Annotated in this window: 20 protein-coding genes; 14 read left to right on the forward strand and 6 right to left on the reverse strand. The window is 33.4% G+C overall.

Features of this window, described 5'->3' with window-relative positions:
* Positions 1–54: 54 nt before the first annotated feature.
* The 5 genes from BUB82_RS11730 to BUB82_RS07400 all read left to right on the forward strand — a co-directional run bounded on the left by BUB82_RS11730 (position 55) and on the right by BUB82_RS07400 (position 5,428).
* A complete protein-coding gene (locus tag BUB82_RS11730) occupies positions 55–2,523 on the forward strand; it encodes a PGAP1-like alpha/beta domain-containing protein (protein WP_143185663.1) in 2,469 nt (822 codons plus the stop codon).
* Between the two features lie 138 nt (positions 2,524–2,661).
* Positions 2,662–3,447: a diaminopimelate epimerase gene (gene dapF, locus BUB82_RS07385; RefSeq protein WP_073192975.1), complete on the forward strand. Its 786-nt coding sequence runs from the start codon at positions 2,662–2,664 to the stop codon at positions 3,445–3,447.
* Complete coding sequence (locus BUB82_RS07390) at positions 3,437–3,958, forward strand: GNAT family N-acetyltransferase (RefSeq protein WP_073192976.1); 522 nt, start codon at positions 3,437–3,439, stop codon at positions 3,956–3,958. The genes dapF and BUB82_RS07390 overlap by 11 nt, the downstream gene beginning before the upstream one ends.
* Positions 3,948–4,991: an endolytic transglycosylase MltG gene (mltG, locus tag BUB82_RS07395; RefSeq protein ID WP_073192977.1), complete on the forward strand. Its 1,044-nt coding sequence runs from the start codon at positions 3,948–3,950 to the stop codon at positions 4,989–4,991. Before BUB82_RS07390 ends, mltG begins: the two co-directional genes overlap by 11 nt.
* The gene (locus BUB82_RS07400; protein ID WP_073192978.1) at positions 4,988–5,428 is read left to right on the forward strand and encodes a DUF4829 domain-containing protein; all 441 of its coding nucleotides are present in this window, start codon (positions 4,988–4,990) and stop codon (positions 5,426–5,428) included. The genes mltG and BUB82_RS07400 overlap by 4 nt, the downstream gene beginning before the upstream one ends.
* A gap of 1 nt (position 5,429) precedes the next feature.
* Here BUB82_RS07400 and BUB82_RS07405 read toward each other — a convergent pair whose 3' ends face one another.
* On the reverse strand, positions 5,430–6,869 hold the full coding sequence (locus BUB82_RS07405) for an L-serine ammonia-lyase (RefSeq protein ID WP_073192979.1): 1,440 nt from the start codon (positions 6,867–6,869) through the stop codon (positions 5,430–5,432).
* A gap of 242 nt (positions 6,870–7,111) precedes the next feature.
* Between BUB82_RS07405 and dnaK the strand changes: the two genes are divergently transcribed.
* Positions 7,112–9,022 (forward strand): molecular chaperone DnaK, encoded by a 1,911-nt coding sequence (gene dnaK / locus BUB82_RS07410; RefSeq protein WP_073192980.1) that lies wholly within the window; start codon positions 7,112–7,114, stop codon positions 9,020–9,022.
* 204 nt (positions 9,023–9,226) lie between these two features.
* Here the strand turns inward: dnaK and BUB82_RS07415 are convergent, their stop codons facing one another.
* Positions 9,227–10,471: an NRAMP family divalent metal transporter gene (locus tag BUB82_RS07415; RefSeq protein ID WP_073192981.1), complete on the reverse strand. Its 1,245-nt coding sequence runs from the start codon at positions 10,469–10,471 to the stop codon at positions 9,227–9,229.
* Positions 10,472–10,587: 116 nt separating this feature from the next.
* Between BUB82_RS07415 and pyrR the strand changes: the two genes are divergently transcribed.
* The 8 genes from pyrR to BUB82_RS07455 all read left to right on the forward strand — a co-directional run bounded on the left by pyrR (position 10,588) and on the right by BUB82_RS07455 (position 17,473).
* A complete protein-coding gene (pyrR, locus tag BUB82_RS07420) occupies positions 10,588–11,127 on the forward strand; it encodes a bifunctional pyr operon transcriptional regulator/uracil phosphoribosyltransferase PyrR (RefSeq protein WP_073192982.1) in 540 nt (179 codons plus the stop codon).
* Between the two features lie 3 nt (positions 11,128–11,130).
* Positions 11,131–12,069 (forward strand): aspartate carbamoyltransferase catalytic subunit, encoded by a 939-nt coding sequence (locus tag BUB82_RS07425; protein ID WP_073192983.1) that lies wholly within the window; start codon positions 11,131–11,133, stop codon positions 12,067–12,069.
* Positions 12,059–12,397 carry a hypothetical protein gene (locus BUB82_RS07430; protein ID WP_073192984.1) on the forward strand — a complete coding sequence of 113 codons (339 nt, stop codon included), beginning with the start codon at positions 12,059–12,061 and terminating at the stop codon, positions 12,395–12,397. The genes BUB82_RS07425 and BUB82_RS07430 overlap by 11 nt, the downstream gene beginning before the upstream one ends.
* A gap of 4 nt (positions 12,398–12,401) precedes the next feature.
* Positions 12,402–13,310 (forward strand): ribonuclease Z, encoded by a 909-nt coding sequence (locus BUB82_RS07435; RefSeq protein WP_073193117.1) that lies wholly within the window; start codon positions 12,402–12,404, stop codon positions 13,308–13,310.
* Between the two features lie 77 nt (positions 13,311–13,387).
* Entirely contained in the window at positions 13,388–14,035 is a 648-nt protein-coding gene (gene pdxH / locus BUB82_RS07440) for a pyridoxamine 5'-phosphate oxidase (protein WP_073192985.1), read from the forward strand.
* Entirely contained in the window at positions 14,032–14,526 is a 495-nt protein-coding gene (locus tag BUB82_RS07445; protein ID WP_073192986.1) for a SixA phosphatase family protein, read from the forward strand. Before pdxH ends, BUB82_RS07445 begins: the two co-directional genes overlap by 4 nt.
* Complete coding sequence (gene ppk1 / locus BUB82_RS07450) at positions 14,527–16,587, forward strand: polyphosphate kinase 1 (protein ID WP_073192987.1); 2,061 nt, start codon at positions 14,527–14,529, stop codon at positions 16,585–16,587.
* Positions 16,580–17,473, forward strand: a complete 894-nt coding sequence (locus tag BUB82_RS07455) for a Ppx/GppA phosphatase family protein (protein ID WP_073192988.1) — start codon at positions 16,580–16,582, stop codon at positions 17,471–17,473. The genes ppk1 and BUB82_RS07455 overlap by 8 nt, the downstream gene beginning before the upstream one ends.
* Here BUB82_RS07455 and BUB82_RS07460 read toward each other — a convergent pair.
* From BUB82_RS07460 to rpe, 4 genes are read right to left on the reverse strand one after another with little or no spacing between them, the layout of a single operon-like run.
* The gene (locus tag BUB82_RS07460; protein ID WP_073192989.1) at positions 17,470–18,540 is read right to left on the reverse strand and encodes a flavin-containing monooxygenase; all 1,071 of its coding nucleotides are present in this window, start codon (positions 18,538–18,540) and stop codon (positions 17,470–17,472) included. The two genes, BUB82_RS07455 and BUB82_RS07460, sit on opposite strands and share 4 nt — an antisense overlap.
* 36 nt (positions 18,541–18,576) lie before the next feature.
* Positions 18,577–19,452 carry a hypothetical protein gene (locus BUB82_RS07465; protein ID WP_073192990.1) on the reverse strand — a complete coding sequence of 292 codons (876 nt, stop codon included), beginning with the start codon at positions 19,450–19,452 and terminating at the stop codon, positions 18,577–18,579.
* Between the two features lie 54 nt (positions 19,453–19,506).
* Positions 19,507–20,466, reverse strand: a complete 960-nt coding sequence (locus BUB82_RS07470) for a YpdA family putative bacillithiol disulfide reductase (protein ID WP_073192991.1) — start codon at positions 20,464–20,466, stop codon at positions 19,507–19,509.
* A 6-nt stretch (positions 20,467–20,472) separates the two neighbouring features.
* Positions 20,473–21,132: a ribulose-phosphate 3-epimerase gene (gene rpe / locus BUB82_RS07475; RefSeq protein ID WP_073192992.1), complete on the reverse strand. Its 660-nt coding sequence runs from the start codon at positions 21,130–21,132 to the stop codon at positions 20,473–20,475.
* Positions 21,133–21,196 lie beyond the last annotated feature (64 nt).

Below are 21,196 nucleotides of genomic sequence, written 5' to 3' on the forward strand. Positions count from 1 at the left end.
GATGTATACAATAATGGTGTTTGGCAAAATCCGTATGAAGATAAAAATATGTTTATGCTAGCACCTTCCATAAATCATTATAAAGGCTTAAACCTTCAAGTAAAGTTACCCCAAGATATTTTTCTTTCAAATTATCCTTCCGAAATTCAAAATGTTGCCATAGATTTTGGTGATGGCTTAGGCTATAGAACAGTTACCTATAACCAAATTTTAAATGTTAACTATACACAAGCCAATACCTATATATGGAAGTATAAACTCAATTTAACTAATGGGCAAACTTTATATAGCCATTCAGAAGTAATAATAGAAGAGGGTCTAAATACACGACCTTATGGTCAATTTGCCACTAAAAATAGCGCATTAGATGTTTATGAAAAGATTTCAGTGACTGCTTCCGAAGCTTATTATGGTAAACACGCTACAGCAACTTTATACATTAGAGATGCTAATGATGACGGTATCAGTAATCCGCTTATTGTTGCCGAAGGTTTTGATACAGGCGCGATACTAAACCCAGAACAAGAGGCAGGAGATAATAATATTATCGGATTTCTAAATAATGTTAATACCTCGCTTTCTAATTTACCTGCTGAATTAAACACATACGACATCATTTATGTAGATTGGGATAATGGCGTAGATTTTATTCAACGTAATGCCTATGCTTTAGAAGAAGTCATCAAATGGGTAAACCAAGAAAAAGCAGCCGCTGGCAGTACAGAGAAAAATGTAATTATAGGCCAAAGCATGGGTGGTTTGGTAGCACGCTACGCTTTAACGGACATTGAGCAAAACCAAAATTTTAACCACGACACCGATTTGTACATTAGTCATGATGCGCCACACTTGGGTGCAAATACACCAATTGGTATGCAACATATGTATCGCCATGTTAATAACATGTACCAATCTGCACCATTACCTCTTTTTCTTGGTGAGGTTGTACTACCATTAGCTTATGATGCGTCTGGTATTTTTGGCGATACCGTAATTAGTGTTTTTGGCACTGATATACTATATGATTTAGGAGAATTTGTAACACCAAATCAGTATTTAAGCATATCGGATTTTCCAGCATCAAGGCAAATGCTATATAATTGGGTAAACATGGATTATGAAATTAGAAACGTAATACACGATGCTTGGCAACAAGAACTAAGTGATATGGGTTATCCTCAAGGGTATACAGGTGACCCCATTCGTAATATTGCGATAGCCAATGGTAGCGAGTGTGGCGTAGAATATACGCATGAAACTTCGTTAATTCGATACGAGAAAACAGCTGCTGATAAAACTGCTCTAAATTCCATTATTGGGTTGACAGATATTGGTGTAGGCCTTTCTTTAATTGGAACTTGGCAAGGTACTGCTTTGATTGGTTTTGGTATATTACCAGGTAATTCTAAATATGATATAATATTTAATGCTTCTGCCATGACTAACCTCAATGAAAATAAACAAATTTATTATGGTAGGATTACTTACAAAAAGAAAATTTTGTGGTTCATCCCAATAACCGTTAACCTTACTAGAGAAGAAAAGAATCAGCCCAATGATATCTTACCTTACGATTCTTACGGTGGTGGTGCTTATACTATTGTAAATTATTCGGAAGATTTATTCAATACTTTACCTACTCTGCAAAACAATGGCACCTTTGGTAGGTATGGTTTTATTCCTACAGCGAGTGCTTTAGATGCTGGAAAGGGTACAACTAACCTTGACGATATGGATTACAGAAGTGAATATGTTGGTGCAAATCCACCTTCTGCACCTAATGACAGTCCATTTGATAATTTTGTTACTCATTTTGATAGATACAGTACATCAAATACAAACAGTGAACATATATCATTTAATAGACGTAATGGCAATTGGTTGGTTGCAGAACTAACAAATAATCCAGATTTTACTGATTGTTCTTTTACTTGTTCCGATGTTAACTTGTTTATCCCAGATGATATTGTATGCTCTACAACCACTTACTTTTTTGATGATGATATTAACATCAGTAATATTAATATTACACAAGGTAGTAGTCTAGTAAATATATTTGGTCTCAACAGTAATACATTAACAATTTCACCAAATAGCCTTTTTGGAGGTGGTGGTTTACTTGCTTTTAATTTTACTATTGGTAATGATAAATGTGGTAGTCAAACATTCTACAAAACTATTTGGGTTGGAAAACCAAAAAACGATTTATCATTAATAAGTTCAGGCGGGTTTACAATTAGCTTAGGTAATTTTTATCAAATAACTGCTATGCACGACAATAATAGTAATTACACACAAGCTAATTTGTCTTATGAGTGGGAAATCCCTTATGCAATGATTATGTTCTCGAACAATAATCGTTCAGCAAGCATAAGACCAACTCGACTTGGAACATATCCATACAAGGTAAGAGCTCGTAATTTATGTGGCTGTAGCCAATGGGCTACCCAACACTTTGAGGTACTTAGTGCGCCAGGTCCTGGTGATTACTATATATCTCCTGCTAATCGATTCGGAAACTAAAAAGCACGGTGCCTAACAAAAAAATAAAAATAATAGCTGGTTGATAGCTAAAACAATCAGTACGGGATAAATAAAATGTTTATATTTGGCTGAAAAGTTGTGTGCTTAAATTCGCTACTATTCTTATACTAGACCGTTATGCAAATCAATTTTTATAAATATCAAGGTGCTGGAAACGATTTTGTCATGATTGACAATCGCACTGGTAATTTCAAAAATGATACCAAATTAATCAACTGGTTATGCGACCGCCGATTTGGTATTGGCGGTGACGGTTTGATACTGCTTGAAGAGTCTAGTCAAGTTGAAGCCCATTTTAAGATGACTTATTTTAATGCAGATGGTCGTCAAAGTACCATGTGTGGAAATGGTGGTAGATGTATTGTTGCTTTTGCCCAGTTTTTAGGCATTATAAAGGATGAATGCATTTTTGAAGCGATTGATGGTCTGCATGAAGCTAGTATTGAAGGTGATGATATTGTCAATTTAAAAATGATTGATGTAGACGATGTAACACAGTCTTCTCAAGATTGTTTTCTTGATACTGGATCACCACATCACATTAAATTTGTAGATAACTTAGAAGCTATAAATATTCAAGTTGAAGGCGCAGCACTTCGCTATAGTGATAGATATAAAACATTTGGTGGTGCTAACATCAACTTTGTTGAGGTCAGGAATTCTGATTTGAATATTCGTACTTATGAACGCGGCGTAGAAGCCGAAACTTTAGCCTGTGGCACAGGAATTACGGCAGCTGCGCTTGCCGCAGCCCTGAAATTTAATCTTGAATCACCAATTCATGTTAAAGCCATTGGTGGTGATTTGTCAGTAAATTTTAGACGTCAAGCATCAAGATTTAAAGATGTTTGGTTAAACGGACCAGCACAACAAGTTTTTAAAGGAGTGATTGATGTTAAGTAATTCAGCTATTAAACTACGTGCTTTAGAGCCGGATGATTTAGATTTTTTATTTTCTATTGAAAATCAAACCCAATATTGGCATTTAAGTGACACCTTACAACCTTTTTCAAAACATATTTTACAGCAATATTTAGATCAGGCCCATCTTGACATTTATGAAGCTAAACAACTACGCCTAGTTATTGCAAATCAAAAAGATAATCCTTTAGGTTTAATTGATTTGTATGATTTTAACCCCAAGCATAAGCGTGCTGGATTAGGCATTATTTTACATCAAAATTACCAAGGTAAAGGCTTTGGCAAAACTGCTATCAACTTGATGCTTAATTATGCTTTTGACACTTTAGACTTGCATCAAGTCCACGTGACTATTAATAGCGAAAACATTAACAGCATTAAATTATTTGAACTTTTAGGATTTCAACTTATAGGTGAGCAAAAAGATTGGAATTACAGCAATGGCAATTATTACTCACAATATTTTTATCAAAAAATAAACCATGTACATTAAAAAAATTCTAACCATTACGGCACTATTAGGTTTAGTTGCTTTAGGTATTTTTAGCTACTCCATCTATCAAATTATATTATCCCCGAATACTTCATTTTCTAAAGAAGAACAATCAATTTACATTTCAAATCAAGCAGATTTTCAAACTTTGGTAGACTCTATTGCTCCGTATTTAAAATCAGCAGAAGATTTTATTACAGTCGCACAAAAAAAACAATATCCTTCAAATATGAACTCAGGACATTTTGTATTAAAAAATGGAATGAATAATAATGAAATTATAAACACGTTGCGTAGCACAAATGTTCCAATCAATATCAATTTTAATAATCAACATAATCTTACAGATTTATCGAACCGTTTGTCTCAACAACTCATGCCTAACCAAACTGAAATCCTTCAATCCCTGACCGATTCTATTTTTTTAGCCGAAAATAACGTGTCAGCTTTACAGTCATTAGCGTTTTATATCCCTAACACTTATGAATTTTATTGGAATTCTTCTGCTGAAGATATTCGCGACAGACTTCATCAACAGTATTTGAATTTTTGGACACCAGAACGTACAAAAAAACGAAAGGCTCTAAATCTTAGTCCAATTGAAGTTTCTACATTAGCTTCGATTGTACAAAAAGAAACCGCACAAGTAGATGAACGTCCAAAAGTAGCTGGTGTTTACATCAACCGCTTGAGAAAAGGGATGAGACTTCAAGCTGATCCAACTTTAATTTTTGCTTTAAAACAGAAATTAAATAATCGAGATACCATTATTAAACGTGTTTTAAACAAAGATAAATTAATAAATTCGCCATTTAACACTTATAAATATTCAGGTTTACCACCAGCGCCAATTGCAATGCCTGATGTATCTTCTTTAGATGCGGTTTTAAATTATGAAAAACACGATTATCTCTATTTTGTCGCCGATATAAAAAATATAGGTTACCACAAATTTTCCAAAACATTACGTCAGCATAATCGTTATGCTAATGAATATAGAAATTGGATTAATAAACAAAAGGTTTACAGATGAAATTAATTAAACTACTAAGTGTAATTGTTATTTTTACAGTTATACCATCAAATGCACAGAATACAGCAGAGCAAACAGTTAACGCTTTTTTTGAAGCTTTAAACGCTAAAGATGTTGCTAAGATAGAAAAATTATGTCTAGATAATTTAGTGTTGAATAGTCTTTCTGTGACAAGCGAATCCTCTAAGCTTAATCAACAAAATCTTAAAGGTTTTCTGCATTCTTTAAAACAAATGCCTGAAACCTTAAAAATTAAAGAAGTGATTACAAAAACCAAATCACGAGATGATAATTATATTGAGCACTTTTGGTTAGAGTATGAGTTTTACGTTAATGATAAACTATCACATAAAGGCGTTAATTCAATTACATTATTAAAAGGTGCAAATGGCTGGAAAATCTCAGCGATAACAGATACTCGAATTTCTGAAAAATAGCTTAACAATCGCTTAAGCTTACTTTGATAGCTAGGCCACCTTCAGAAGTTTCTTTGTATTTAGTGTTCATATCTTGAGCGGTTTCCCACATCGTTTCAATCACTTTATCTAAAGGAACTTTTGCTTTTGTGGCATCACTTTCAATAGCGATTTCAGCGGCATTAATCGCTTTTATAGCGCCCATAGCATTACGTTCAATACATGGAATTTGAACCAAGCCCGCAATTGGGTCACAAGTTAAACCTAAATGATGTTCCATAGCTATTTCACTAGCCATAAGGACTTGTTCTGGCGTGCCACCCATTAACTCGGTTAAGCCACCAGCAGCCATAGCTGATGAAACACCAATTTCAGCTTGGCAACCACCCATAGCAGCTGAAATTGTTGCCCCTTTTTTAAATAAGCTACCAATTTCTCCAGCTACAAGCATAAAGCGTTTTAAATCTTCAAAACTTGCGTCGTGGTTCTCAATCGTCATATAATACATCATAACTGCCGGTAAAGTTCCTGAACTTCCATTAGTTGGTGCAGTTACAACACGACCTAAAGAGGCGTTGACTTCATTAACTGCAATAGCAAAACAGCTTACCCATTGCAGAATTTGTCTAAACTTAACCTCTTTTGTACGAATGGTTTCAAGCCATTCTTGTGGGTTTGAATAGGTATTATGTTTATTGTCAAGAAGTTTTTTATTCATTTTAGCAGCTCGTCGCGTAACATTTAAACCACCAGGAAGCTCGCCTTCAGTGTGAGCACCAATGTAAATCGACTCGAGCATAGCATTCCAAATTTGCTTTAATTGCGCATCAATTTCTTGATCTGTGCGGAGTGAACGTTCGTTCTCTAATACAATTTCTGAAATTAATTTTTGTTCCTGTTGACAAAAGCTAAGTAAATCAGTGGCTTTTTCTATTGAAAACGGGAAACTCTTAAAGTCTTCGATATTTTGTTTTGCATTTTCACGTTCTTCTTTAACAACAAAACCACCGCCAATCGAGTAAAAGCTGGATGAAATTAATTTTCCATTTCTTAAACGTGCTTCATAGGTAATGCCATTAGGATGAAAATCTAAAAATTGCTTATGAAATTTAATGTCTTGATCAAAGTTAAACGATATCGTTTGCGTTTTATCTAAAAAAAGTTGATGGCTCTTTTTAATAGCATCAATTTCTTGATTAATGATTGAAGTATCCATAGTTACAGGATCAAAACCACATAAGCCTAAAACACTAGCAATGTCTGAAGCATGGCCTTTACCTGTTAATGAAAGTGAACCGTATAAGTTAACTTGTAAGGCTTCAACTTGGTTTAAAACCTTATCTGACTTTAATTCTTTAATAAAACGCTGAGAAGCTCGCCACGGTCCAAGTGTATGTGAACTTGATGGCCCAACGCCTATTTTTAACATATCAAAAACGCTGATGCATTCAATTTTTTTCATAAATACCAAGCCTTAATTAAATATGATGCAAAGATTCATATTTTTTTGTTTATAATATTCATTAATCGATAAATTTTGAACATTTATATCATGTTGCCTATTTAATCTCAAAGTCTTGATTATGAGTATTAATGAAAATTGTTGTCATTGATTATGTCATGATGTCATGTAAAAAGAGATGGCATAAAGATTGACTTTAGTTAATCGAATTAAATTATTAACAAATTAGAAAATAAACAATTATGAGTAAAATTATAGGTATAGATTTAGGAACAACAAACTCTTGTGTTTCTGTAATGGAAGGTAATGAGCCAACTGTTATTCCTAATGCCGAAGGAAAAAGAACAACGCCATCAGTTATTGCATTTGTTGAAGATGGTGAAATTAAAGTTGGTGATCCTGCAAAACGTCAAGCAGTTACTAACCCTACTAAAACAGTCGCCTCAATTAAACGCTTTATGGGAAATAAATTCTCAGAATCTGAGCGTGAAGTGGGTCGCGTACCTTATAAAGTAGTCAAAGGTGAAAATGATACTGCACGAGTAGATATTGACGGTAGAATGTACACACCTCAAGAATTATCAGCTATGATTCTTCAAAAAATGAAGAAAACAGCTGAAGATTACTTAGGTCAAGATGTTTCAGAAGCGGTAATTACAGTTCCTGCTTATTTTAATGATTCTCAACGTCAAGCGACTAAAGAAGCTGGTGAAATTGCAGGTTTAAAAGTAAGTAGAATAATTAACGAACCTACAGCAGCATCATTGGCTTATGGTTTAGATAAAAAAGATACCGACCAAAAAATTGTGGTATTTGACTTTGGTGGTGGTACACATGATGTCTCTATTCTTGAATTAGGTGATGGTGTTTTTGAAGTTTTAGCAACAGATGGTGATACGCATTTAGGTGGTGACGATGTTGATGAAGCTGTAATTGACTGGTTAGCTGAAGAATTTATTAAAGATGAAGATATCGATTTACGCAAAGATGCTATGGCATTACAGCGTTTGAAAGAAGCAGCTGAAAAGGCTAAAATTGAATTATCATCTTCAAGTTCAACTGAAATTAATTTACCTTATGTTACGGCAACTTCATCAGGGCCAAAACACTTGGTTAGAACTTTGTCACGTTCTAAATTTGAACAATTAATTTCAGAATTAGTTAAACGCACCATCGCACCTTGTGAGAAAGCATTAAAATCAGCTGAATTATCTAAAAGTGATATTGATGAAATTATATTAGTTGGTGGTTCAACTCGTATTCCAGCAGTTCAAAAAGCCGTTGAAGATTTCTTTGGAAAAGCACCTTCTAAAGGCGTTAATCCAGATGAAGTAGTAGCGATTGGTGCTGCTATTCAAGGTGGTGTTTTAACTGGAGATGTTAAAGATGTTTTATTGCTCGATGTAACCCCATTATCTTTAGGTATTGAAACTATGGGTGGTGTAAACACTAAATTAATCGAAGCTAATACAACTATTCCAACTAAAAAGTCGCAAATCTTTTCAACTGCTCAAGATAATCAACCAAGTGTTGAAATTCATGTTCTACAAGGCGAACGCCCAATGGCAACTGACAACAAAACAATAGGTCGTTTTCATTTAGACGGTATTCCGCCAGCAAAACGCGGTACACCGCAAATTGAAGTGACATTTGATATTGATGCTAATGGTATTATTAAAGTTAGCGCTACAGATAAAGCAACAGGAAAATCTCAAGATATCAGAATTGAAGCCTCTTCTGGATTAACTGAAGAAGAAATTGAAAAAATGAAAAAAGAGGCCGAAGCTAATGCTGAAGCTGATAAGAAGACCAAAGAAAAGGTTGAAAAACTTAATGAAGCAGATGCTATGATTTTCCAAACCGAAAGTCAATTAAAAGAGTTTGGCGATAAGCTATCTGATGATAAGAAAAAGCCGATTGAAGCAGCTTTAGATGACTTAAAAAAGGCACATGAAACGAAAGATGTTGAACAAGTCACGCCAGCACTCGATAAGTTAAACGAGGAATGGAAAAAAGTGTCTGAAGAAATGTACAAAGCGCAAGCTGAAGCCCAAGGTGCTCAAGGAGGAAATGCTGGGGCAGAACAAGCTTCAGGCTCTTCTGATGAAGGCAAAGATGATGTTGAAGACGTCGACTTCGAAGAAGTGAAGTAAGTTAAGTTTTCAATTAAAGATAAAAAAACCATCTCAAATTTGAGATGGTTTTTTTATGTAATACCAAATATTCTATAAGATTAGACAAAAAGAAATTGAATTATAATTGTCTTAATCAAGGCAAAAAAATGAAACATAGCCTAAGCTACGTTTCATTTTTTTAACGAAGGGAAAGGCAATTAGAAACTATTTATTTATCTTATCTTATGGGAGATTTGGTATAAAAATTAAAAGAATAACATAACTCAAAGCAATAACAATTAAAACAGTTAAACAAATTTGCATAAAATAGCGATATGGCTTTGCTGGTTTCAGCTGATCAACACTTGATTTTAGAACAAGTTTATAGTTAAACCAAGCTAAAACTGGAGAAGAAATAAATGACAGTCCAGCAGCAAAGTCAACTAATGTTTTAAAACTAGATTTTAAAAAGTATAGTAAACACAGCGAAGAAATAATAAGTAGAGCCATGTATAGATTATAAAATTTAGAATTAGATATTTTTGTAGATTTTAAACTAACTGCTTGTAGTCTACTTAAAACTCTTGGATAGGCATCGGCAACAGTTAAGGTGGTACTAAACATGGTAATTAAAGCAATTCCTGCAATTAAATGTTTAGACCAAGCACCTAGAGTTTGACTGTATAACTCAATCAATTGTTTTGAAAATTCTACTGCATTACTTGAAAATTTTATCCCTTCGCCATACATTATCAAAACACCTAATAAAAAGAAAAGTATCCCTAAAAAACTAGCCGAAAAGTAACCTAAGTTAAAGTCCATAAAACTTTCGCTAGCAGAAGTTTTAAGACTTTTCTCTTTTTCTTTTACCCAAATCGACTGCCATACTGAAGCATCTATAGGAATAGGCATCCAACCCATTAGTACAACTAAAAAACTCAATCCGCTTATAGACCAAAGACTTGTTGTGTTAAAATTAACGGTGTTTGCTTCATGTTCAACTATTGCTATAAAAACAGCAATAGTAGTAGCAATTGTGAGTAAGGAAATAACAATTTTTAAAAGAACATCTAATTTACTATAGCTTCCAAATTGTAAAATCAATAAACAAGACATTAAAATAAATGAGCACCACCAAAAACTACTCCAACCAAAATCAAACAAATATTCAGCTAAACCAGCAGTAACTAAGGTAACAGCTGCAAGTATAATAAACATACTACCAAGCGTGAATACACCAAAAGAAATTACATACCATTTCCCTAAGCTTTTATAACCTTGAATAAGGTCTTTTTTGGTTAGTGCTGGATATTGAGCACCAATAGCTAAAAAAGGATATTTAGAAACACAAGCTAAAATGATGGCAATTAACATAATTATACCATAATTGGCACCAGCTCTAGTGGCCTGAACTAAATGAGATGCACCAATTGCAGCACCAGCGAGCAAAAAACCTGGGCCTAATTTTTTTAAAAATCCACGATTCATTATTGAGAATTTCAGTTAAAAATAGAATAAATTTTTTAACTCTTACACCAATTTGTTTTCATGACTCATTAAACCCTTATTTTTATTTACTTTTGTAATGTTACAATTTTACAACCATGCACCAACAACTTTTACTTAACGCAGAACAAATGCAAATTACGCTTCAGCGTTTAGCCTGCCAACTGGTTGAAAATCATAAAGACTTTTCTCAGACTTGCTTAATTGGTATTCAGCCAAGAGGAACTCAAGTGCTAGATAGGCTTCATACGATCTTAAAAAAAGATTTTGGTTTATCTTCTGTTGAAGTAGGCAAGTTAGATATTACTTTTTACCGTGATGATTTCAGAAGAACTGATAAACCAATTCAAGCCAATTCAACTTCAATCAATTTTATTGTAGAAGAGAAGCAAGTCGTTTTTATTGACGATGTGCTTTATACTGGTCGAAGTATTCGTTCAGCCTTAACAGCTATACAATCATTTGGAAGGCCAAAATCAGTTGAATTGTTAACCTTAATCGATAGACGATTTAGTAGACATTTACCCATTCAGCCAGACTATAAAGGTAGGCAAGTTGATGCTATAAATAATGAGTATGTAAAGGTTTGCTGGAACGAAACTGATCAAGAAGATGCAGTTTATTTAGTAAAAAAATAAAACATGGAAGAATTAAGCGTCAATCATTTATTAGGCATAAAATACCTTAATGAAGCAGATTTACAACTTATTTTTAAAACTGCAGATCAGTTTAAAGAGGTGATTAATCGGCCTATTAAAAAGGTTCCTTCATTACGTGATTTAACCATTGCCAATCTGTTTTTTGAAAATAGCACAAGAACACGGTTATCATTCGAGTTAGCTGAAAAACGATTAAGCGCAGATGTTGTTAACTTTTCAGCAGCTTCATCTTCGGTTAACAAAGGCGAAACTTTAATTGACACTGTTAATAATATCCTTTCTATGAAAGTAGACATGGTGGTGATGCGGCATCCTAACCCAGGAGCTGGTGTTTTTTTATCGAAGCATATTAAAGCTTCAGTGATTAATGCAGGAGATGGCGCTCATGAACATCCAACTCAAGCTTTATTAGATGCCTATTCTATCCGAGAACAACATTCTAATATAGCTGGTAAAAAAGTGGTTATTGTAGGAGATATTTTACACTCACGCGTGGCCTTAAGTAATATTTTAGCACTTAAAAAACTTGGTGCTGAGGTAAAAGTTTGTGGGCCACTGTCACTAATGCCAAAGTTTATAGAAACCTTGGGTGTAAAAGTTGAACCAAATCTAGAAAAAGCACTTAATTGGTGCGATATAGCCAATATGTTACGGGTACAAAACGAACGCATGGACACATCGTATTTCCCTAATACCAGAGAATATGTACAACAATACGGTGTTAATAAATCTCTATTAAGTCGTCTTGAAAAGCAAATTACAATAATGCATCCTGGACCTATTAATCGCGGAGTTGAAATTACAAGCGATGTCGCCGACTCAGAACATTCAATTATATTAAACCAAGTTGAAAATGGTGTGGCTGTTAGAATGGCAGTACTCTATTTATTAGCATCAAAAATAAAGGCTTATGCAGGTTAATCAACATCCAACTCAAGAAGCGGTTGAAGTGGTCCCAACTGAAGAACAACTTTCGGCAATAGCTACTAATTTAGCTAAAACTTACAACGAGACCAAATTACATTTAATTGTAAACTTAATTAATTTTGAGTCTGATCTGCAAATTAATGATTTGTTGAATTTTTTAAAATTATCAAATCATTACAAGTCTAATAAAAAATCCTTTGTTTTAGTAGCACCTCAAATTGATGTTCACCAAATACCAGAAGAGCTTGCTATTGTACCAACTTTGAACGAAGCTTTTGATATTATTGAAATGGAAAATATTGAACGCGATTTAGGTTTTTAATATGATGCACTTGCACATTTTAGGTTGTCACTCGGCAACACCAAAAGCTAACCTTCATCCAACCGCTCAAGTGCTTGATTTTAATGGTGAGTTATGCTTAATTGATTGTGGCGAAGGAACACAAGTGCGCTTACGCCAACAAAAAATAAAATTTACACGTATTAAGCACATCTTTATTTCGCATTTACATGGCGATCATTGTTATGGTTTAATAGGTTTAATTTCAACTTTCGGTCTACTAAAACGTGAAGCAGATTTACATATTTATGGACCAAAGGGCATTAAAAAGTTTATAAATATTCAGTTAGAACTCTCCAAAACCTACACATCATATAAAATAATATTTCATGAGTTAACTTCAACCAAGTCTGAAATAATTTTAGAGCACAATAAATTTACCGTTGAAACAATACCGCTTGATCATCGAATTTATACAAATGGTTTTTTCTTCCGTGGAAAATCACGTGATCGAAAATTGCTAATCAATCAAGTTGAAGAATTTGGTATTGATGTTGCTTATTATAAAAGTATAAAAAAAGGTAAAGATATTAAGTTAGATGATGGTACTTTAGTAAAAAATGAAAGACTTACGGAACCACCAAATCCACCTAATTCTTATGCCTATTGTAGTGATACCGCTTTTAAACCAAGTTTAGTTGAGCAGCTTAACCAAGTTGAAGTTTTATATCATGAGTCTACTTTTCTAGAAAAAGATGAAGATTTGTGTTTTAAAACAAAACATTCTACAGCCAAACAAGCAGCCATTATTGCTCAAAAAGCTCAAGTCAAACATCTCATTTTAGGTCATTTTTCGGCGCGTTACCGTGATGAAAACACCTATAAAGTTGAAGCTGAAACTATTTTTGAACCAACTTATTTAGCTAAAAGTGGCCAATGTTTTAGTTTCGAATAAAATTTTATTTTTAGATTAATTTAGTATCTATAACCAACTAAATTTTTATTTTTATTCAAAAGAATTTATAAGCTTCTATGCAAGATAATTTACACGATTACAGAAAATCTTACACCAAGTCTGCCTTAACACGCGATAATTTAGATGCTAATCCTATGCAACAGTTTAGGACTTGGTTTTATGAAGCCGATAACTCTAATACTGTAGATGAAGCTAATGCAATGAGCGTCTCAACAATTGGTGAAGATGGTTTCCCAAAAAGTAGGGTTGTGCTACTTAAATCTTACAATGAGAATGGTTTTGTGTTTTACACCAACTATAATAGTGAAAAAGGTCAGGCCTTAATTAATAACCCGAAAACTTGTTTATCTTTTTTTTGGTCTGCCTTAGAACGCCAAGTCATAATTAAAGGTGTTGCTGAAAAACTTCCAGAACATCAATCAGATAACTACTTTGCTTCACGACCTAAAGGCAGTCAGCTTGGTGCTTTGGTTTCTCCCCAAAGTCAAGTGATTAAAAACAGAACTATTTTGGAAGATAAACTTAAAGAGCTTGAGGAAGATTATGCTCATAAAGAAATTAACCGACCAAGAAATTGGGGTGGATTTTTAGTGAAGCCACAGAGTATTGAATTTTGGCAAGGAAGACCAAACCGTTTACACGATCGATTTTTGTTTACTTTACAAGAAGATTTTGATTGGAAAATTGAACGTTTAGCACCATGAGTTTAAAAACTTTAGTTTTAATTAGACATGGCAAATCTTCGTGGTCAAATCCTGACTTAGATGACTTTTATAGACCGCTTAAAAAAAGAGCAACTCACGATGCTAAATTGGTAGCTGAAGCATTTCAAAAAGTAAATACTAAACAATTTAGAGCAATTTCAAGCGATGCTAAACGCGCTTTTGAAACAGCTAAGATGTTTCAATCTCATTTACCAAATACCATCATTGATTTAGAACCTAGACATGAGTTGTATACCTTTTCGCCTTCAAATTTGTTAGAGACTATTTTAACAACATCGCCCGATATAGATGAATTAATGGTTTTTGGTCATAATCCTGCAATGACTGATGTAGCCAATCAACTTGGTCATCAATTTTTTCAGAATATACCAACTACTGGATTAGTACAACTCTCATTTGATGTTGATGATTGGTCGCAAATCGCCGAAGGCAAAACACAATTTTATTTATTCCCAAAAAAATTACGATAAATGCAAAGATACGTTAATAGAGAATTAAGCTGGTTGCAATTTAATGCACGCGTACTTCAAGAAGCCGCCGATGAATCTGTACCTTTAATAGAACGCCTTAGGTTTTTAGGGATTTTTTCGAATAATTTAGATGAATTTTTTAAGGTGAGATATGCAACAGTAAAGCGTATTGATATGGCTGGTAAAGCCGGTAAAAAGGTTTTTGGTGGCGTAAAAGCAAGTCGACTGCTTAAAGAAATTACTCAGATAGTTATTAAACATCAAGCCGAAAGTTTAAATATATTGAGTGATATTAAAGAAAAGTTGAAATCTCATAATATATGTATTATAGATGAAACTCAGGTGAAGCCAGAGCAACACGAATTTATCAAAGACTTTTTTTTACAAAAAGTGAGTCCGGCTTTGGTAACCATCATGCTCAATGAAGTTGAAAAAGTTCCGCATTTAAAAGATTCTAAGGCTTATTTAGCTGTTAAAATGCGCCAAAATGTAGCATCAGGAATTCGAAACCGCTACATTTTAATAGAAGTTCCTACAAATGTTAACAGGTTTATCGTGTTACCTTCAACTGATGATAAGCATTATATCATGCTTCTAGATGATTTGATTAGGTATAATTTAGATGTATTGTTTAATATTTTTGATTACGAATCAATTTCAGCACACATGGTTAAAATCACCCGTGATGCTGAGCTTGAAATGGAAAGTGATCTTAGTAAAAGTTATATTGAAAAAATTATTGATAGTGTTAAAGATCGTATAGACGGTGATCCAGTTCGGTTTGTTTATGATAAAGAAATTGAACAAGATACGCTAGATTTTTTACTGAGTAAAATGGGGATCGATAACACTGACAGTTTAATACCTGGCGGTCGTTATCACAATCGAAGAGATTATATGAAGTTTCCAGACCTTGGCGCTAAACATTTACTTTACGATAAGATAGACCCATTACCTATTAATGGCGTTAAGCTACAAGGAAGTTTATTAGCTAAACTTAAAGAGAATGATTTTTTACAGTACACGCCTTATCACACCTTTTCTTACACCGTAAAATTTTTACGTGAAGCCGCTTTAGATCCTTTAGTTAAGTCGATAAAAATAACCATTTACCGTTTAGCTGAAGTCTCACATATTGCCAGTTCACTAATTAATGCAGTGAAAAATGGTAAATCTGTAACGGTTTCAATAGAACTCCAAGCCCGTTTTGATGAAGCCAATAACATTAAATATGCTGAGAAAATGGAACGCGAAGGCATTAAACTCATATTTGGTGTAACAGGATTAAAAGTGCATGCAAAAACCTGCGTGATAGAACGCTTAGAAAATGATAAAGTGGTACGTTATGGCTTTATCAGCACAGGAAATTTTAATGAAAATACAGCTAAAATTTATACAGATTATACCTTATTTACAGCCCATCAAGGCATTTTAAAAGACATAAAAAAAGTATTCGATTTCTTTGAGGTTAATTATAAGATTAAGAAATACAAACATCTTATCGTTTCGCCGCATTACTCTCGTGATGCTTTTACAGCTATGATTAATCAAGAAATTGAAAACCATCAAGCTGGAAAATCCTCTGGTATGTGTTTTAAAATGAATAGTCTATCAGATTATGGTATGATTGATCAATTATACGAAGCAAGTCAAGCTGGCGTAAAAATTAAACTAATTGTTCGGGGTATTTGCTGTTTAAAGCCACAAGTTGAAGGTTTAAGCGAAAATATTGAAGTCATTAGTGTAGTTGATAAATTTTTAGAACACTCAAGATTATATATTTTTGAAAATGATGGATTACCAAAAGTGTTTATTTCATCGGCAGATTTAATGACCAGAAATCTTGACCATCGTGTCGAAGTAACTTGCCCAATTTATGACGAATCTATAAAAAATGAACTTATAGAAACTTTTAATTTATGTTGGTCAGAAAATGTAAAAGCGCGTGATATGGCTCAGCAAGATACGAATGCTTACAGAGTTGTCCCGTCAAATTCAACTAAACATAGAAGTCAGTTTACAACTTATGATTATTATTTAAACGCTTCAAAAAATGCTTAAAATAAGAAAAATTGCCGCTATAGATATAGGCTCAAATGCCGTAAGATTACTCATATCAACCATAACTGAGCCCAAAGATAAACCAGTAACATTTAAAAAAACTTCTTTAGTTCGAGTGCCGATCCGTTTAGGACAAGATGTGTTTACAACAGGTGAAATCAGTAATTACAATCAAAAACGAATGTTGAAAACCATGAAGGCTTTTAAGTTTTTAATGGAGTGCCATGAAATTGAAGACTATAGAGCCTGTGCAACTTCAGCAATGCGCGATGCTAGTAACAGAAATGAATTAGTTGAAACAATTAAACAACAAACCAATATTTCAATAGAGATTATTGATGGTGAAGATGAAGCTAGTATTATTGCTGCAACTGACTTACACGCACTCATTGAAGAAGATAAAAATTATTTGTATGTTGATGTTGGTGGCGGAAGTACAGAGTTTACTTTATATATACAAGGGAAAACAAAAGCTTCAAAATCTTTTAAAATTGGTACAGTAAGGCTTTTAAATAATGGTGTTTCAGATGAGCTTTGGCAAGAAGCTGAACAATGGGTTAAATATAACACTAAAGGAATTAGTCGCTTGCAAATGATTGGTTCTGGCGGTAATATTAATAACATTTTTAAATCTAGTGGCAAAAAACCTGGTAAAACCTTGTCTTATTTTTATTTAAGTTCGTACTATCAATTACTAAAATCCTTAACTTACGAAGAGCGAATTTCACAACTCAATTTAAACCAAGATCGTGCAGACGTCATTATTCCAGCTGCCGAAATTTATTTGTCAGCTATGAATTGGAGTAGAGCTAGAGCAGTGCACGTTCCTAAAATTGGCTTATCAGACGGTATTATAAAATCAATTTATAATAAAATTAAAGACTAAACTAGTTCTTTACTTGATGTTGGCTGATAAACTTTTTTAATGTGTTGAGCTATAAACTCAGCATCTGTTTTAACGCCACCCAAAGTTGCTGAGGCACGTGTATATAACCAAGGAAGTCCCATAAAATAAAGTCCTTTTATATGGCTGACTCCACGTTCATGAACTGGATAGCCATCATTGTCAAGTTCTAAACCTTCAATCCAATCAAACTTAGGTCTATAACCAGTCGCCCAAACAATATTTTTAACATCAGTTAATGTTTGCTGTTTTGTTTCAATGGTATTTCCTTCAGCGTTTAATGTGTGACCAACAGGAATAACGTTTTTCCGGTTTAAAATACCTTTTACATCAGTTCCTATGACTGGTTGTTTAGATTCGCTTATTTTTTTTCCTAACCACGAATCTTTAGAGATGCTGAGGTAGCCTGTTTTTGTAAACCACCACCATAATGTTTTTCCTAAAATTTCTTGTGGTAAACTTTTAACGCTAGTATCACCTGAAAAATAAACAGTATCGTTTCTTGAGTTGGAAATTTCGTTTAAAATTTGGTAACCTGAATCTCCAGCGCCTACAACTAAAACCTTACCAGGGTTAAGTTGTGAAGGATTTTTATAGTAATTACTGTGTATTTGAAATATTGAGGCATCAATATATTTATGAAATCTTGGCGTATGCGGAATGTGAAATGGTCCAGTAGCAACAACTACGTTTTTAGCTCTTGTAATTCCGCTATTATGTGCAACTTCAAAGTGTGTAGATTTTTTACTAATTCCTTCAACTAATGTGTTGAGTTGTACGGGGAAATTGAAGTGTTTTACATAAGTTTTAAAATAGTTGGCAACTTCGTATTTGTTAGGATATTGGCCATTTTCAGCAGGAAAATCAAGACCTTTAAGATGGTTAAATTCAGTCGGTGTAAATAGTTTTAGTGAATCCCAACGGTTAAGCCAAGAAGCGCCAATTTGTTCTTCTTTGTCTAGAATTACAAAGTTGTATTGAAGCTTTTGGAGTTCATAAGCCATTGCTAATCCAGCTTGAGCAGCACCAATAATTAAAAAATCTAACATCATAAAATTTATGGTTAGCCTGCAATATACTAAATTTTAATGCAACCGTTTTTGATAGCTTTTGTATATGAGTAAAATAAGCACACCAAAACTGACCGCCACCACAATTAAAATAGCATTTAAGATACCACTGGCTGAAAATGATAGTTTAATCAATATTGTAGAAATTATAAATCCAGAATTTCTAATAACGCGACTAAATTCATCTGTTTGTAGAAATGAAAATAATAGCAATAGCACATCTACAATAATCAAAATCGTAAAAAACTCATCAAAAAAGACGTTATTAACCGATTTTATACTTTGTGAAATTTTATCGGGCTGTAAGTTGAGAGTGCTAAACCAATTAGTAAATGAGTAAATGGCAATTATAGCGATAATTGGTACAAGTACACTTGCTAGTATTTTTTTGACTTTTATATAAGTTTTTGTTTTATGGTTAATTTCTTTTTCTGAAGTTTTAAGTTGTTTATTGATGTTGTAAAACCCTAAAATCAATGCAAACAATACTAAAGTTGCAATAATATCTATGGTAAATTCTAAGTCACCAGAAATTGAAAACCAATTTGATGAAAATTCAAGTTTCGACAAATCGTAAAAAAGCTTACGAATTAAAATTAACGTAATAATTTCATATTGCTTACCAATGTAGTTGGTAATTGACTTAGGAATGTAAAATACTAGTAAATAGACTTCATAAATTAATATGATTGAAAATGGCGTGTAGATTGCTGATAATGGACTGATGAAAAGTTCTTTAAATGCGCCAGAGTCAATTAAGCCAAAATCAACAAGTCCTATGAAAATTAGATGAACCAAAAATGATGCTATGGCAACATAAACAACAATTTTTTCTAAGTTAGACTTAAAACTATTATTTAAAAAGAAATGATTAGGTAAATTTAAATTCATGTTCCAAATTACAAACTATAAATTAAAGCAGATTTAGATTAACTAATTTTTAGTTTAATTTTTAATATGTTCCATAATCATTGCAGCATGAACCCGTGAATTTTCAATAAACCACTTGTGAGTTTCCATACCGCCACAAATAACTCCAGCCAAGTAAATGTTATCAACATTGGTTTTCATGGTTTGTGGGTCATAAATAGGAATATAATTATTTTCAGCTTCAACTTTTACGCCTAATTTTTCTAAAAATTTAAAATTAGGCTTGTAGCCTGTTAAAGCTAAAACAAAGTCGTTTGTAATGCTAGTTTCTTTTCCTTTATTATTTCTGAAAACAACCTCACTTTGGGTAATTTCTGTTATTTCAGAATTAAAGTAGGCTTTTATGCTGCCTTCTTCAATACGGTTAATAATATCTGGCCTTACCCAATATTTTACACGTTGTCCTATTTCACTACCTCGAATAATCATGCTTACATGAGCACCTTTCCGGTAGGTTTCAAGAGCTGCGTCAACAGCCGAATTACTAGCACCAACAACAACTACATTTTGCATGGCATAATAATGTGGGTCTTTGTAATAATGCTTTACTTTATCAAGGTCTTCACCTTTAACACCTAATTTGTTAGGGATGTCGTAAAACCCAGTGGCAACTACGATATTATGAGTTGCATAACTCGTTTTATTGGTGTTAACTTCAATAAATTGGTCATGATGTTTTACACTTTCAACTTCTTCAAACAACCGAATGTTAATTTGGTTTGATGTGGCCACACGCCTGTAATATTCTAAAGCTTCTTGTTTGGTTGGTTTTGGGTTTTTGCTTATAAATGGGATATGGTCAAGCTCGAGTTTTTCAGAAGTTGAAAAAAACGTCATGGTTTCAGGATAATGATATAGTGAGTTGACTAAAGCTCCTTTTTCGATGATGATGTAAGACAAATTCTTTTTTTTCGCCTCTAATGCGCAAGCAATTCCTATTGGTCCGCCGCCGATAATCAATACATCGTATGTCATAAAATTTTAATTTATCAGTGTTTTTAAATCTGCAATCGTTTCTGTTGGATTTTCAGATTTAAATACAAAGCTACCAGCTACAAGCACATCAGCACCACACATTATTAATTCTTTAGCATTTTTACTGGTAACGCCACCGTCAATTTCAATTTTAGTATCGGCCTTTTTTTCGCTGATTAAAGCTTTAAGTTGTTTAACTTTATCATAAGTATTTTCAATAAAACTTTGACCGCCAAAACCTGGATTTACACTCATTACACAAACCATATCTATATCCTGAATGGTATCGCGTAAAAGCTCAACATTAGTATGTGGATTAACGGCAACGCCGGCTTGCATGCCTTGCGCTTTAATAGCTTGTAAACTTCTATGTAAATGCGTGCAAGCTTCATAATGAACGGTTAGCATATTGGCACCAAGTTCAGCAAAGGTAGTGATGTAGCGGTCAGGATCAACAATCATCAGATGCACATCAATAAACTTATCAGCATGCTGTTGAATCGCTTTTAAAACAGGCATTCCAAACGATATATTTGGCACAAAAACGCCATCCATAATATCAATATGAAACCAATCAGCTTGACTTTGATTCACAAGCTCAACATCGCGTTGTAAATTACCAAAATCTGCTGCTAAAATTGAAGGTGCAATTAACTTTGTATCCATAAATTTGTGATTTAAATTGCAAAAATACACAATGCATACATGGTAAACCATATTAATTAGAAAA

Source organism: Psychroflexus salarius (genome assembly GCF_900129035.1).
Lineage (GTDB): Bacteria > Bacteroidota > Bacteroidia > Flavobacteriales > Flavobacteriaceae > Psychroflexus > Psychroflexus salarius.

Bases quoted from the DNA above. Each gene is read 5' to 3' on its own strand.
- BUB82_RS07430 (WP_073192984.1), top strand. From the start codon at position 12,059: ATGCAGGTTAATCAACATCCAACTCAAGAAGCGGTTGAAGTGGTCCCA.
- ppk1 (WP_073192987.1), top strand. From the start codon at position 14,527: ATGCAAAGATACGTTAATAGAGAATTAAGCTGGTTGCAATTTAATGCA.
- BUB82_RS07390 (WP_073192976.1), top strand. From the start codon at position 3,437: ATGTTAAGTAATTCAGCTATTAAACTACGTGCTTTAGAGCCGGATGAT.
- BUB82_RS07445 (WP_073192986.1), top strand. From the start codon at position 14,032: ATGAGTTTAAAAACTTTAGTTTTAATTAGACATGGCAAATCTTCGTGG.
- BUB82_RS11730 (WP_143185663.1), top strand. From the start codon at position 55: ATGCTAGCACCTTCCATAAATCATTATAAAGGCTTAAACCTTCAAGTA.
- pdxH (WP_073192985.1), top strand. From the start codon at position 13,388: ATGCAAGATAATTTACACGATTACAGAAAATCTTACACCAAGTCTGCC.
- pyrR (WP_073192982.1), top strand. From the start codon at position 10,588: ATGCACCAACAACTTTTACTTAACGCAGAACAAATGCAAATTACGCTT.
- rpe (WP_073192992.1), bottom strand. From the start codon at position 21,132: ATGGATACAAAGTTAATTGCACCTTCAATTTTAGCAGCAGATTTTGGT.
- BUB82_RS07460 (WP_073192989.1), bottom strand. From the start codon at position 18,540: ATGTTAGATTTTTTAATTATTGGTGCTGCTCAAGCTGGATTAGCAATG.
- BUB82_RS07435 (WP_073193117.1), top strand. From the start codon at position 12,402: ATGCACTTGCACATTTTAGGTTGTCACTCGGCAACACCAAAAGCTAAC.
- BUB82_RS07400 (WP_073192978.1), top strand. From the start codon at position 4,988: ATGAAATTAATTAAACTACTAAGTGTAATTGTTATTTTTACAGTTATA.
- BUB82_RS07470 (WP_073192991.1), bottom strand. From the start codon at position 20,466: ATGACATACGATGTATTGATTATCGGCGGCGGACCAATAGGAATTGCT.
- BUB82_RS07455 (WP_073192988.1), top strand. From the start codon at position 16,580: ATGCTTAAAATAAGAAAAATTGCCGCTATAGATATAGGCTCAAATGCC.
- dnaK (WP_073192980.1), top strand. From the start codon at position 7,112: ATGAGTAAAATTATAGGTATAGATTTAGGAACAACAAACTCTTGTGTT.
- mltG (WP_073192977.1), top strand. From the start codon at position 3,948: ATGTACATTAAAAAAATTCTAACCATTACGGCACTATTAGGTTTAGTT.
- dapF (WP_073192975.1), top strand. From the start codon at position 2,662: ATGCAAATCAATTTTTATAAATATCAAGGTGCTGGAAACGATTTTGTC.
- BUB82_RS07425 (WP_073192983.1), top strand. From the start codon at position 11,131: ATGGAAGAATTAAGCGTCAATCATTTATTAGGCATAAAATACCTTAAT.
- BUB82_RS07465 (WP_073192990.1), bottom strand. From the start codon at position 19,452: ATGAATTTAAATTTACCTAATCATTTCTTTTTAAATAATAGTTTTAAG.
- BUB82_RS07405 (WP_073192979.1), bottom strand. From the start codon at position 6,869: ATGAAAAAAATTGAATGCATCAGCGTTTTTGATATGTTAAAAATAGGC.
- BUB82_RS07415 (WP_073192981.1), bottom strand. From the start codon at position 10,471: ATGAATCGTGGATTTTTAAAAAAATTAGGCCCAGGTTTTTTGCTCGCT.